Source organism: Pseudomonas sp. BN606 (assembly GCF_029873115.1).
In the GTDB taxonomy this organism is placed as follows: Bacteria; Pseudomonadota; Gammaproteobacteria; order Pseudomonadales; family Pseudomonadaceae; genus Metapseudomonas.
In genome coordinates, this window is sequence record NZ_SSOF01000079.1 from 280123 (window position 1) to 292761 (window position 12639).

Here is a 12639-nt window from a genome sequence, read left to right on the forward strand (position 1 = left end):
CCCGCCCTTGACCGACGGAGCCGCCGATGTCCTTCGTTCCCTCCCCTCGCCTGCTGTTACCCCTGGGACTCCTCCTGCTCACCGCCTGCGCCCAACAGAAGACCGGCCCGGTAGTACTCCAGGACCAGCAGGATGATTGCCCACTGTCACTCAGCCAGGGCCAACCGCTGGTGTTGACCCTGCCCAGCAATCCCACCACCGGCTTTCGCTGGGTAGTCCGCGACGCAGCCGCCAACGTGCTGCAAAGCCTCGGCCCGGAGGTCTATTCGACACCCGAAGACGCGGGCCTGGTTGGAAGCGCCGGGCAATCCACCTGGCGATTCAAGGCCAGCCAGCCCGGCGAGGGCCGCCTCCGCCTGGATTACCAGCGCCCCTGGGAGACCGACGTGGCGCCGGCCGAATCCTTCGACTGCCAGATCAGCGTCAAATAGCGCCAAATGACTGCACCAATGGCGTCCGCCGCCTGGCGAGCGCCGTGCTGCCTTTCCATAGTGCTGCTCTGACGGATTCGCAGGAGCATTCATGGGAACCTTGATCTTCGGACTGGCCGGGGCGCTGTCCTTCCTCGTCGGTGTAGCACTTGAACTGGACTGGTTGTGCCTGGTCAGCAAACCGGTCCCTATCGTCGCTCTGCTGCTTTGGTTGCGCCGTGCTCCGGCCGGGCCGTATCGCCGCTGGATCAGTATCGGCCTGCTCCTGTCCCTTCTCGGTGACATGTTGCTGGAATGGCCCGCCGACCTGTTCGTCTTCGGTCTTGGCGCCTTCCTGCTCGCCCACCTCGCCTACCTGTGCGCCTACCTACAGCAAAGCCGCCGACTGGCGCCCCTCGCCCTGCTGGTAGCGGCAGGCTGCGGAGGCGGCATCTTCGCACTGCTCGCCTCTGGCGGCCTGGGCGCCCTGCTCCTTCCGGTGGCCTGCTACGCCATCGCCATCAGCGCCATGCTCTGGCGTGCCCTGGCCCGCCTGGGTGCAGAACTCGACCGCAGGTCGGCAGTGCTGGCGGCAGGTGGCGCAGCACTATTCGTACTCTCCGACAGCCTCATCGGCATCAACCGTTTCGTCTCGCCATTCGACGGCGCGAGCTACTTCATCATTCTCAGCTACTGGCTGGGCCAGCTCGGAATCGCGGCCTCCGCTGCGGCATTTTCCAACGAGATACCATCCTCGAAAATTCCATCGGCACCCTCCCCGGAAATCGGCTATAGCAAATAGGCGGACACTCAAATAGGGAGCGTGTGATGGGCAGCCTGGTACGACTGTGGAGCCTGCTTTGCTGTGCGGTTCTTCTCGCAGGCTGCGGTAGCCTGCTGCCCAGCGAGCGAGCCGAAGTCCTGTCGCCATTCAGGGACTACACCGATGCAGAGATCCGTTATTCGCAGGCCGTACCGGGCAAGACAACACGCCCCGAGCTGTTTTCCCTGGGCTTCGATCCGCTGATCCAGGGCAATGGCAAGATGCTTTCCTTCATCGATGTGCGCCTGATGTTCGTCCAGCCGAACGTGCCCATCGACTACTTGCCTGAAGGCCTGATGAAGTGCCTGGAAGCCAAGGATCGCTGCATCGGCTACGCGTTCGAGTTCACCAAGACGGATACCCAGCGAGTCGGCAGCTTCTGGGCAGACGTATTCAACTTCCGCAAGAATCGGGAGTTGCAGGGCTGGATCTTCCGTGCGGTGTTCGTGCTGGTGGATGACACGCTGGTGCACAAGGTGAGCAATGGCGAGCCGAACATCCGCCGGCATGAAGTCAAGCGCAATCCGCTGGGCCCCTTGCAAGGCGCGGGCGAGTTCTTTTCCGATCAGCTGAAGTGAGGGTGGTTTGGCCGCGCCGCACAGTTCGTTAGAATGCCGGCCTTTTCCATTGCTGGTACCGGCCCGTGACCGAACGTCCCGATCGCATCTACGCCAATCCCCAGGCCCAAGTCGCCGACTTCGCCTTTAACGAGGACGTGGTCCGGGTCTTCCCGGACATGATCAAGCGCTCGGTACCGGGTTACCCCACCATCGTCGAGAACATTGGTGTGCTGGCGGCGCAGTTCGCCAAGCCCGGCACTCCGCTCTATGACCTGGGCAGTTCCCTCGGTGCAGTGACCCAGGCGCTGCGCCGCCACGTGAAGACCGACGGGTGCAAGGTCATCGCTGTGGATAACTCCAGCGCCATGGTGGAACGCTGCCGCGAATACCTGCACGCCCAGGACGCCATGTTCCAGGAGTTGCTGCCGGTCGATGTGGTCGAGGCCGATATCCTTGCCCTGGATTTCCAGCCCTGTTCACTGGTGGCGATGAACTTCACCCTGCAGTTCGTACCCCGCGAGCACCGCATCGAACTCCTCAGCCGCATCCGCAAGGCGCTGCTTCCGGGTGGTGCGTTGATCCTCTCCGAGAAGCTGCGCTTCGAAGACACCGAAGAGCACCAACTGCTCACCGAACTGCATATCGCCTTCAAACGTGCCAACGGCTACAGCGAGCTGGAAATCGCCCAGAAGCGCAGCGCGCTGGAAAATGTCATGCACCCGGACAGCCTGGAAGAACACCGCGAGCGCCTGCTGGCCGCCGGGTTTTCCAAGGTCGTGCCCTGGTTCCAGTGCCTCAACTTCGCCTCGCTGATCGCCCTGCCATGATTCGTACGCTGGACCTCGATGCCCTGCAGCAAAAGCTGGCGGGCACTCCCCTGCAGGATTGGGCAGCCGACCTGCCCGCACAACTCGATGCCAGGCTGGCGGTTGGCCACGGCGACCTTGAACGCTGGGGCGCTGCGGTCAACGCACTACCGCCACTACAGCCACAGCAGGTGGAGCTGGCGCAGCGCTTCCTGCTCGACGGCCCCTGTGACGAAGCGACTCGCGCCGCACTGAAGTCCGCGTTGCAGGGACTGATTCCATGGCGTAAAGGCCCGTTCGAACTATTCGGCGTACACGTCGATACCGAGTGGCGTTCAGACTGGAAGTGGTCACGGGTAGCGCCCCATCTGGACCTGCGCGGGCGCCGCGTGCTGGATGTCGGCTGTGGCAACGGCTACTACCAGTGGCGCATGTTGGGTGCCGGCGCCGACAGCGTAGTGGGTATCGATCCGAACTGGTTGTTCTTCTGCCAATTCCTCGCCATGAAGCGCTTTCTCCCAGAGCTCCCTGCCTGGCACCTGCCCCTGGCGCTCGAAGACCTGCCGCCGAAGCTGGAAGGTTTCGACACCGTGTTTTCCATGGGCGTGCTCTACCATCGCCGCTCGCCCATCGACCACTTGTTCGACCTCAAGGACTGCTTGCGCAGGAATGGCGAGCTGGTGCTGGAAACCCTGGTGGTGGAAGGTGACGCCCAGCAAGTGCTGGTGCCCGAGGACCGCTACGCGCAGATGCGCAACGTCTGGTTCCTGCCGTCGGTACCGGCGCTGGAATTGTGGCTGCGCCGCGCGGGCTACGTGGATGTCCGCTGCGTGGATGTCAGCTACACCAGCGTGGAAGAACAGCGCAGTACCGACTGGATGCGTTTCCAGTCGCTGCCCGAGTTCCTCGACCCTGCTGACCATAGCCGCACCATCGAAGGCCTGCCGGCACCCGCACGCGCCGTACTGATCGCGCGCAAGCCTTGACGCTCTCGATGTGTGGGAAAGAAATCGTTTGCGATTGAAGCCTCTCCCAAACGATGCGGCTGAAACAATTCGCCCCCACAGAAACGCAATCCTGTGGGGGCGAGTTCATGCGCCGAGCAGACCGCCGGCCCGGCTTCCGGAGACGCCTTTTATCGTTTGGGGGCGGCCGAAACGATCAGTTGCTTCATCTCGACCACCGCCTGCTTGAAGCCAACGAACAGCGCGTGGGCCACTAGGGCGTGGCCGATGTTCAATTCGTTGATTCCAGGAATGGCCGCAACCGGCTCGACATTGTGGTAATGCAGGCCGTGGCCAGCATTGACGATAAGACCGAGCCTGAGGCCCAGCGCCACGCCTTCCTGGATGCGCTGCAGTTCGCGAGCGGCTTCTTCCGGATTATGGGCGTCGGCATAGCGGCCGGTATGCAACTCGATGGCCGGGGCGCCAACACGGTGGGCCGCCTCGATCTGCTGCGGATCGGCGTCGATGAACAGCGAAACCTCACTGCCAATTTTGGCCAGGCGCTCTACCGCAGCCTTGATGCGTGCCTCCTGGCCTGCAACGTCGAGGCCACCTTCAGTGGTCAGTTCCTGACGCGTCTCCGGCACCAGGCAGACATGCTCGGGACGAATCTCTTCGGCGAAGGCCATCATTTCTTCGGTCACCCCCATCTCGAAGTTCATGCGGGTCTGCAGAACTTCCTTGAGCAGGCGCACATCGCGCTCCTGGATGTGACGGCGGTCTTCACGCAGGTGCACGGTGATGCCGTCGGCGCCAGCCTCTTCAGCGTCCAGCGCTGCCTTCACCGGGTCCGGGTAACGGGTACCACGGGCCTGGCGAAGGGTTGCGACGTGGTCGATGTTTACGCCCAGAAGTACGCGGTTGGCTTCAGTCACGGGGAGGTTCCTTGATCGTCATGAATAGCTCGCGGCTGACCAGCGGCCGGCCGCCCAGATGAGGTGCCAGGGCCTGGCGCATCAAGCGCTTGGCCGCACCGAGGGCGCCTGGGGCGCTCCAGTCGGCTTCAGCCAGCGCAAGGAGTTCGCGGCCCTGGAACAGGCCGGGTTGCAACTGCCCCACCGGTTCCAGTCCGGCATCCGGCAGTAGGCGGTAGATGCCTTCTGGCGCGATGGGTTGCCCGGCGAGGTCCGAATCCAGGGCAAAACCATAGCCCAGCTCGTCCAGCAGACGCCATTCGAATGCGCGCAATAGAGGTTCCAGCGGACGGTTGGCGGCCAGCGCCTGGACGGTAACGGCGTAGTGCTCGAAAAGCGCCGGCTGCGGGTCTTCGGCCGGCAACAGGCGAACCAGCAGCTCGTTGAGGTAGAGGCCACTGAACAGCGCCTCGCCGGCCAGCAGGTTAGGGATGCCGGCGCTCTCCAGTCGGCCAACGTTCTTCAGCTCGCCCCGACCACGAAACTCGGCTTCCAGCGGCAAGAATGGCCTCGCCAAGGTACCGGCCTTGCCGCGGGCACCGCGAAGTACGGCGCGCAGACGGCCTTCGGGCGTAAAGAAGTCGACCAGCGCGCTGCTTTCCCGATAGGCCCTGCTGTGCAGGACGAATGCCGGTAGCGCCGCACTGATCATGGAGAGGCTCAGAGGTCGTTGTAGCCCAGGGAACGCAGGGCACGCTCGTCGTCGGACCAGCCGCCCTTCACTTTCACCCAGAGGTTGAGCATGACCTTGGAGTCGAACATGGTTTCCATGTCCTTGCGGGCATCCTGGCCGATGCGTTTGATGCGCTCACCACCGTCGCCGATGATGATCTTTTTCTGGCCATCGCGCTCGACGAGAATCAGGGCGTGGATATGCAGGACATGGCCTTCCTGCTTGAACTCTTCGATTTCCACGGTGATCTGGTAGGGCAGCTCGGCGCCCAGCTGGCGCATGATCTTCTCGCGAACGAGCTCTGCGGCAAGGAAGCGACTGCTGCGATCAGTGATCTGGTCTTCCGGGAAGAAGTGGTCGCCCTCCGGCAGACGCTCGGCCACCAGACGCTCCAGGGTATCCAGGTTGTGGCCCTGGAGAGCAGAGATCGGCACCAGTTCGGCATTCGGCAGCTGTTCCTGGAGCCAGGACAGGTGCGGGATCAGGTCACCCTTCTCGTCCATGCGGTCGGTCTTGTTCACGGCGAGCAGAACCGGGCCCTGCACATACTGCACTCGTTCCAGTACCAACTGGTCCTCTTCGGTCCAGCGGTCACGGTCGACAACGAAGACGACCACGTCCACGTCCTTCAACGCCGCCGAGGCGCTGCGGTTCATGTAGCGGTTCAGCGCCTTGTCGCTCTTCTTGTGCAGGCCGGGGGTGTCGACGTAGATCGCCTGGACACTACCCTCGGTCTTGATACCCAGCATGTTGTGGCGGGTGGTCTGGGGCTTGCGCGAAGTGATCGCCAACTTCTGCCCGAGGATGTGGTTGAGCAGCGTGGACTTGCCCACATTGGGGCGGCCGACGATGGCGACATAGCCGCAGCGGGGGGGATCGATATCAGTCATTGCCATTCTCCACGCCGAGGGCGACCAGGGCGGCGGCCGCAGCCACCTGTTCGGCGATACGGCGGCTGGCGCCCTGGCCCTGGGTCTTGTCATTCAGCAGGGTGACCTGGCACTCGACGAAAAAGGTTCGGCAGTGCGGTTCACCCTGGATATCCACCACTTCATAACGTGGCAGTTCGCAGGCTCGCGATTGCAGGAATTCCTGCAGGCGGGTCTTGGGATCCTTGTTGGTATCTACCAGGGTCAGGCCTTCCAGTTCATTGGTCAGCCAGGCGAGTACGCGCTCACGCGCGGCCTCCATTCCGGAATCCAGGTAGATGGCGCCGATCAGTGCTTCCAGTGCATCGGCGAGGATCGACTCACGGCGAAATCCGCCGCTCTTCAGTTCGCCCGAACCCAAGCGCAGGTACTCGCCCAGTTCGAAACCACGAGCAAGAAGCGCCAGGGTCTCGCCCTTCACCAACCGTGCGCGCAAACGCGACAGCTGGCCCTCGCGGGCCTGGGGGAAGCGTTCGAACAGCGCCTCGCCAGCGACGAAATTGAGAATGGCGTCGCCGAGGAATTCGAGGCGTTCGTTGTTGCGCCCCGCAAAACTGCGGTGGGTCAGGGCCAGAGTCATCAGACTCTGGTCCTTGAAGGTATAGCCGAGCTTACGCTCGAGACGACTGAGGGATACGCTCACTGGGCTCGCACACGGAATTCTTTGTCGAAGCGCACCACCAGATCGAGGTTCTCGACCAGGGGTTCGCGTTTTTCATACTTCAGGTGTGCCTGGAACTCGTTGTTTTCCAGGGTCACCTTCAACGCCTTGTCCAGGTCCAGGTCTCGGATGCCGTTGACCTGCATGCCTTTGGACACATGGCTATAGAAGTCGGGAATAGTCCTGATTTCCAGGGCTTTCTCGGTTTCCACCGAGGTGATGATCTTCTCCAGGGAGAAGAAATCCAGGTAATGCGGGATGACCTTGAAAGCGGTGCTGGCCAGGAAAGCCACTACGGCCAGGACCAGCAGCCAGCCCATAACCGACATACCCTTCTGCTTACGCGCGAACGTCATGATCGACCTCAATGTCTGTTTTTATTGGAGGCCGGTTGGCCCGCAAGCAAGACTATATAGCGACTGCGGCGCTGTCATGAACAACGCCGCAAAACCGCGATGGCGAGGGGCCTGTGTCAGTGAATCAGGCCTACTCGAGAGAAGTTTGGCAAGTTTCGCAGTTTCGGATCGGGCCAGCTCATCCACACGGCGAACGCCTTGCCGACGATATTACGGTCCGGAACCATGCCGAGCAGGTCTTTCGGAATGCGGGGATCGTTCCAGTAGCGGCTGTCGTTGGAGTTGTCCCGGTTGTCGCCCATCATGAAGTAATGCCCCTGGGGCACCACCCATTCGCGGCCCGGCTCCATGCGGTAGCGCTTCATTTCCTTGCGGATCAGGTGTTCGGCTTCGCCCAACTTCTCCTGGTAGAGCATGGCGCTACCCAGGGTGCCCGGCTCTTCGCCCAGCAGCTTCTCGGCGACCGGTTGACCGTTGATGGTCAGGCGCTTGTCGCTGCTGTAGGCGATGCGGTCACCCGGCAGGCCGATAACACGCTTGATGTAGTTGATGTTCGGGTCGCTGGGGTAACGGAACACCATGACATCCCCGCGCTGTGGGTCACCCACTTCGATCACCTTGTTATCCAGCACGGGCAGGCGGATGCCATAGGCGAACTTGTTGACCAGGATGAAATCGCCCACTTCCAGAGTCGGCTTCATCGAGCCTGATGGGATCTGGAAAGGTTCGACCAGGAAAGAGCGCAGCACCAGCACGATGGCCAGCACCGGGAAGAACGACTTCCCATACTCCACCAGCAGCGGCTCCTTGTTCAGCCTGTCGAGGACGTCCGGATCGGGCTCGTTGACCTGCCCCTCGTAGGCGGCAATCGCTGAGCGCCGGCGCGGAGCCAGCAAAACAAGGTCGACAAGCGCGAGGACGCCGCTAACTGCCACGGCAATAACCAACAACAGCGGGAAATTGATCGACATAGACCCTAACTATCCACTTTGAGCACAGCAAGGAAGGCTTCCTGCGGGATTTCCACGCTGCCGACCTGCTTCATCCGTTTCTTACCGGCCTTCTGCTTTTCCAGCAGCTTTTTCTTGCGACTTACGTCACCGCCGTAGCATTTGGCCAGAACGTTCTTCCTGAGCGCCTTTACGGTAGTCCGTGCAACGATCTGTCCACCGATCGCTGCCTGAATCGCGACGTCGAACATCTGCCGCGGAATCAGTTCCTTCATTTTCTCGGTCAGCGCGCGGCCTTTGTAGTGGGCCTGGTCGCGGTGCACGATGAGTGCCAGGGCATCGACCTTCTCGCCATTGATCAGCACATCCAGCTTCACCAGATTAGCCGGTTCGAAACGATCGAAGCTGTAGTCCAGCGACGCATAGCCACGACTTACCGACTTCAGGCGATCGAAGAAGTCGAGTACCACCTCGTTCATCGGCAGGTCGTAGCAGACCTGGACCTGCGAACTGAGGAATTGCATGTCGCGCTGGACGCCACGCTTCTCGATGCACAGGGTGATGACGTTGCCGAGGTGCTCCTGAGGTACCAGGATGTTGGCGCGGACGATGGGTTCGCGCATTTCGGCGATAGAGGCGAGGTCGGGCAGCTTGGACGGGTTGTCGACGTATATCGTTTCGCCGTTCTTCTGCACGATCTCGAAGACCACGGTCGGCGCGGTGGTGATCAAGTCCAGGTCGTATTCGCGCTCCAGGCGCTCCTGGATGATCTCCATGTGCAGCATGCCGAGGAAGCCGATGCGGAAACCGAAGCCGAGGGCCTCGGAGCTTTCCGGCTCGTACTGCAGGGCCGCGTCGTTCAGGGTCAGCTTCTGCAGAGCTTCACGGAAGTCCTCGAAGTCGTCGGAACTGACCGGGAACAGACCGGCGTAAACCTGCGGCTTGATGCGCTGGAAGCCAGGTAAAACGTCCACGTCCGGAGTGTTGGACAGGGTCAGGGTATCGCCTACCGGTGCACCCAGGATGTCCTTGATACCGGCAATGATAAAACCTACTTCACCGGCCTTGAGGTCAGCCATTTCGGTGTGTTTCGGGGTGAATACGCCCACGCTGTCCACCTGGTGGATCTTGCCGGTGGACTTCACCAGAATCTTGTCGCCCTTCTTCACACGGCCATGCTTGACGCGTACCAGAGAGACTACGCCCAGGTAGTTGTCGAACCAGGAGTCGATGATCAGGGCCTGCAACGGTGCGTCGATCTCGCCTTCCGGAGCCGGGATCACTTCCACCAGGCGCTCCAGCACGTCGATCACACCCATGCCGCTCTTGGCGCTGCAGGGAACGGCGTCGGTGGCGTCGATGCCGATGATGTGTTCGATTTCTTCCTTCACCCGCTCCGGCTCGGCCTGGGGCAGGTCCATCTTGTTCAGCACGGGCATCACTTCCAGGCCCTGCTCGATGGCGGTGTAGCAGTTGGCCACGGACTGGGCTTCAACACCCTGGCCGGCATCCACCACCAGCAGCGCGCCCTCGCAGGCAGCCAGGGAACGGCTGACTTCATAGGTGAAGTCCACGTGGCCGGGGGTGTCGATGAAGTTCAGTTGGTAGGTCTTACCGTTCTGTGCCTTGTAGTGCAGGGTGACGCTGTGGGCCTTGATGGTGATGCCGCGCTCGCGTTCCAGGTCCATGGAGTCCAGTACCTGGGCCTCCATCTCGCGATCGGACAGGCCGCCGCACATCTGGATGAAGCGGTCAGCCAGGGTCGACTTGCCATGGTCGATGTGGGCGATGATGGAGAAATTGCGGATATGACTCAGGTCACTCACAGGTCAACACTCAAAAGAAGCCGCAAGCAGGTTGCTCGCCGAAAAATAGCGGGGGAGTTTACCTGATCGGCGACCTACCCGTCACGCCCATGCGGCGGAAGGCAGAAACGAAAAAGGGCGGCCAATGGCCGCCCTCTCCTACTGCAACTGCTTTACTCGGCCAGCTTGAAGGTAATGAAGCTGGCGCGCCCCTGACGCAGGACACGCATGGACACCGAACGATTCTTCGGCAGGTCCTTGGCAACCTGGGTGAACGCCTTGGCAGAAGTGATGGCCTGATTGTTCAGGTGGGTAATCACATCACCCGGACGCAGCCCCATCATGGCAGCCGGACCATCCTGGACTTCCTTGATCACTACGCCGCCCTGGATATCCAGGGACTTTTTCTGCTCATCGGTCAACTCGACCACGCTCACACCGAGGCGATTACTGCTGCGCTCGACGCCGTCGCCGGTCGCGGCCGCCATTCCATCGCCATCCTCCGGAAGCGCGCCAATGGCCATGTCGAGCGACTTGCGGCTACCGCCACGCACTACATCGAGCTTGATCTTGCTACCCGGCTTGAGGTTACCCACCAGATGCGGCAGGTCGGCGGAAACCACGATGGGCTGGCCGTTCATGCTGAGAATGACGTCACCAACCTGCAGACCGCCCTTGGCCGCCGGACCACCTTCCTGGACCTGGGCAACCAGGGCACCGGCCGGCTTGTCCAGGCCGAAGGATTCGGCCAGGTCCTTGTTCACTTCCTGAATCACGACGCCCAGCCAACCGCGGCTGACCTTGCCTTCGGACTTGAGCTGGTCGGCCACGCTCATGGCCACGTCGATCGGGATGGCGAACGACAACCCCATGAAGCCACCGGAGCGGGTGAATATCTGGGAGTTGATGCCGACCACTTCGCCATCCAGGTTGAACAGCGGACCACCGGAGTTACCCGGGTTGATGGCTACGTCGGTCTGGATGAACGGTACATAGTTCTCGTTCGGCAGGCTGCGCCCCTTGGCACTGACGATACCGGCGGTCACCGAATGATCGAAGCCGAAGGGCGAACCAATGGCCAGCACCCAGCTTCCCACCTTGAGCTCGTCGGATTTGCCGATCTTCACGATTGGCAGATCCTTGCCCTCGACCTTCAGCAGCGCCACGTCGGTACGCGGATCAGCACCGATCAGCTTGGCTTCCAACTCACTACGATCAGACAGACGCACGATGATCTCGTCGGCATCAGCCACCACATGGTTATTGGTCAGGACATAGCCGTCCTTGGAAATAATGAATCCGGAACCGAGGGACTGCGCCTCGCGCTGGCGGCCACCCTGGGGATTGCGCGGCACTTGCGGCATGTTGCGCTCGAAGAACTCGCGCAGCATGGGCGGCAGGCCTTCCAGGTCAGGCATTACCTGGGCACCGGCCGCACCGCGCTGGGGCAGTTTCTGCCGGGTACTGATGTTGACGACTGCCGGGGACGCCTCTTCGACCAGAGGCGTAAAGTCCGGCAGTTCGGCACGGGCCACGAGGGTTTGACCGAGCAGCAGCAAGGCTGCCACGGCGGTCATGCAGGATTTGAGGTTAAGCATCGACATACAGCTCCCGTCGCATAACGAGTGGTATGAACTCACCGGGCCGCCCGGCCCTGCGAGCAAAACAGAAACACAAAAGCAAAACAGGCCGGGAGCATCAGCTCCAGGCCCGGTGGAACATCGTGAAAAAGACAAGGCGGGAGCCTGGGCTCCCGCACTGCAATTCGGACGCAGATCCTGTAGCAGGGATCATTGTGTCGCAGTGGCCTCCGCTGCCCGCATGGACAGGGCAACCCGTTCGGCCGTTCCCAATGGAATCTCACCGACTACGGTCACCATAACGTCGCCATCTGGCGTACTGACCCGTTTGGACACCATGACTGTCGGCCCTAGCTGACTGCGCGCATCTTCGACGACGGCTCCATGCAGCGGCTCGAGGAATACCGAGAAGCGCGCCAGCCCGTCACTGTAGAGCAGGCTGGACACAGAGTCGGAGGACACCGGACTACGACGCTCCTGGGCACTGGAGAGGCTGAATCCCGGCGGCAGCCATTCGGAACGCCAGTGGGCCGGCTTATCGCCCGGCGCCTCGGTGAGCCGTACAGCCTTGCAAGCGGAGCTGGGCTGCACATCGGCATCAGCCGGAGTCCCAGCGGTATCGATGTTGGTAAACTGGAAGCGTTCCAGAAGCTGCCCCTTGTCGCTGAGGAGCAGGGACTTGAGCGGCAGGCCGGTATCCCGGTCCAGATGCAACTCGAAGCCATAACGATGCTGATCACGCGGGGTCAGGGTCAGCACCGTGGCCGGCCGCCCGGCTACACGTGACTCACCCGCCAGGCGCAGGTCATACCATTCGGAAAGCTGCTTGGCGTCGAGCGCCCTGGCAGGCCAGACTTGGCCATCGGACAACTGATCGGAAAGGGAACCACCCATGCACTGGGTGCGGCCATTAACCCGCACCACTTCCTGGGCCGGGCCATCGAGCTGTAGAAGACGCTCGCGCACCTCCCCACCCTGCTGGACCTGATGCCAGACTTTATGGGTGGAGAAGCTCCCATTTCGCTCGTAGACGAACGTTCCCTGGAAACTCTGGCGCTGCTCCGCGTCAGCGAGGCGCTGCAGCCAGTCCTGAGCGTCGGCGGCCAGAGCTGGTTGAGCCAACCAGCCGCCAAGCAAGATGATTACCGGTAGTGCGCGCATGTTC

Annotated in this window: 14 protein-coding genes; 5 read left to right on the forward strand and 9 right to left on the reverse strand. The window is 61.8% G+C overall.

Annotation, left to right across the window (positions count from 1 at the left end; all coding sequences use genetic code 11):
- Positions 1–26 precede the first annotated feature (26 nt).
- The 5 genes from E8E75_RS22480 (at position 27) to cmoB (ending at position 3585) form a co-directional block, all read left to right on the forward strand.
- On the forward strand, positions 27–431 hold the full coding sequence (locus tag E8E75_RS22480; protein ID WP_120652485.1) for a protease inhibitor I42 family protein: 405 nt from the start codon (positions 27–29) through the stop codon (positions 429–431).
- A gap of 91 nt (positions 432–522) precedes the next feature.
- Positions 523–1212, forward strand: coding sequence for a lysoplasmalogenase (locus E8E75_RS22485; RefSeq protein WP_120652487.1), 690 nt, complete (start codon positions 523–525; stop codon positions 1210–1212).
- 26 nt (positions 1213–1238) lie between these two features.
- Entirely contained in the window at positions 1239–1811 is a 573-nt protein-coding gene (locus E8E75_RS22490; RefSeq protein WP_120652489.1) for a hypothetical protein, read from the forward strand.
- A 65-nt stretch (positions 1812–1876) separates the two neighbouring features.
- Positions 1877–2620: a carboxy-S-adenosyl-L-methionine synthase CmoA gene (gene cmoA, locus E8E75_RS22495; protein WP_120652490.1), complete on the forward strand. Its 744-nt coding sequence runs from the start codon at positions 1877–1879 to the stop codon at positions 2618–2620.
- The gene (gene cmoB, locus E8E75_RS22500; protein ID WP_120652492.1) at positions 2617–3585 is read left to right on the forward strand and encodes a tRNA 5-methoxyuridine(34)/uridine 5-oxyacetic acid(34) synthase CmoB; all 969 of its coding nucleotides are present in this window, start codon (positions 2617–2619) and stop codon (positions 3583–3585) included. Before cmoA ends, cmoB begins: the two co-directional genes overlap by 4 nt.
- A gap of 149 nt (positions 3586–3734) precedes the next feature.
- Here the strand turns inward: cmoB and pdxJ are convergent, their stop codons facing one another.
- From pdxJ to E8E75_RS22545, 9 genes are all read right to left on the reverse strand, one after another.
- The gene (pdxJ, locus tag E8E75_RS22505) at positions 3735–4481 is read right to left on the reverse strand and encodes a pyridoxine 5'-phosphate synthase (RefSeq protein WP_120652493.1); all 747 of its coding nucleotides are present in this window, start codon (positions 4479–4481) and stop codon (positions 3735–3737) included.
- Positions 4474–5172 carry a DNA repair protein RecO gene (gene recO, locus E8E75_RS22510; RefSeq protein ID WP_120652494.1) on the reverse strand — a complete coding sequence of 233 codons (699 nt, stop codon included), beginning with the start codon at positions 5170–5172 and terminating at the stop codon, positions 4474–4476. The genes pdxJ and recO overlap by 8 nt, the downstream gene beginning before the upstream one ends.
- A gap of 8 nt (positions 5173–5180) precedes the next feature.
- Positions 5181–6083, reverse strand: coding sequence for a GTPase Era (gene era, locus E8E75_RS22515; RefSeq protein WP_153917032.1), 903 nt, complete (start codon positions 6081–6083; stop codon positions 5181–5183).
- Positions 6076–6765, reverse strand: a complete 690-nt coding sequence (rnc, locus tag E8E75_RS22520; RefSeq protein WP_077527417.1) for a ribonuclease III — start codon at positions 6763–6765, stop codon at positions 6076–6078. Before rnc ends, era begins: the two co-directional genes overlap by 8 nt.
- Positions 6762–7139, reverse strand: coding sequence for a DUF4845 domain-containing protein (locus E8E75_RS22525; RefSeq protein WP_120652496.1), 378 nt, complete (start codon positions 7137–7139; stop codon positions 6762–6764). Before E8E75_RS22525 ends, rnc begins: the two co-directional genes overlap by 4 nt.
- 116 nt (positions 7140–7255) lie before the next feature.
- Positions 7256–8110, reverse strand: a complete 855-nt coding sequence (gene lepB / locus E8E75_RS22530; RefSeq protein WP_120652497.1) for a signal peptidase I — start codon at positions 8108–8110, stop codon at positions 7256–7258.
- A gap of 5 nt (positions 8111–8115) precedes the next feature.
- Positions 8116–9915 carry a translation elongation factor 4 gene (gene lepA / locus E8E75_RS22535; protein ID WP_120652498.1) on the reverse strand — a complete coding sequence of 600 codons (1800 nt, stop codon included), beginning with the start codon at positions 9913–9915 and terminating at the stop codon, positions 8116–8118.
- A 152-nt stretch (positions 9916–10067) separates the two neighbouring features.
- A complete protein-coding gene (locus tag E8E75_RS22540) occupies positions 10068–11492 on the reverse strand; it encodes a DegQ family serine endoprotease (RefSeq protein ID WP_120652499.1) in 1425 nt (474 codons plus the stop codon).
- 192 nt (positions 11493–11684) lie between these two features.
- On the reverse strand, positions 11685–12635 hold the full coding sequence (locus tag E8E75_RS22545; RefSeq protein ID WP_120652500.1) for a MucB/RseB C-terminal domain-containing protein: 951 nt from the start codon (positions 12633–12635) through the stop codon (positions 11685–11687).
- Positions 12636–12639: the final 4 nt, after the last annotated feature.

What these genes read in the sequence shown, in the direction of transcription:
- E8E75_RS22480 (WP_120652485.1), top strand. Translation starts at nt 27, where the DNA reads ATGTCCTTCGTTCCCTCCCCTCGCCTGCTGTTACCCCTGGGACTCCTC.
- recO (WP_120652494.1), bottom strand. Translation starts at nt 5,172, where the DNA reads ATGATCAGTGCGGCGCTACCGGCATTCGTCCTGCACAGCAGGGCCTAT.
- E8E75_RS22490 (WP_120652489.1), top strand. Translation starts at nt 1,239, where the DNA reads ATGGGCAGCCTGGTACGACTGTGGAGCCTGCTTTGCTGTGCGGTTCTT.
- E8E75_RS22545 (WP_120652500.1), bottom strand. Translation starts at nt 12,635, where the DNA reads ATGCGCGCACTACCGGTAATCATCTTGCTTGGCGGCTGGTTGGCTCAA.
- E8E75_RS22525 (WP_120652496.1), bottom strand. Translation starts at nt 7,139, where the DNA reads ATGACGTTCGCGCGTAAGCAGAAGGGTATGTCGGTTATGGGCTGGCTG.
- lepB (WP_120652497.1), bottom strand. Translation starts at nt 8,110, where the DNA reads ATGTCGATCAATTTCCCGCTGTTGTTGGTTATTGCCGTGGCAGTTAGC.
- cmoB (WP_120652492.1), top strand. Translation starts at nt 2,617, where the DNA reads ATGATTCGTACGCTGGACCTCGATGCCCTGCAGCAAAAGCTGGCGGGC.
- E8E75_RS22540 (WP_120652499.1), bottom strand. Translation starts at nt 11,492, where the DNA reads ATGCTTAACCTCAAATCCTGCATGACCGCCGTGGCAGCCTTGCTGCTG.
- E8E75_RS22485 (WP_120652487.1), top strand. Translation starts at nt 523, where the DNA reads ATGGGAACCTTGATCTTCGGACTGGCCGGGGCGCTGTCCTTCCTCGTC.
- era (WP_153917032.1), bottom strand. Translation starts at nt 6,083, where the DNA reads ATGACTGATATCGATCCCCCCCGCTGCGGCTATGTCGCCATCGTCGGC.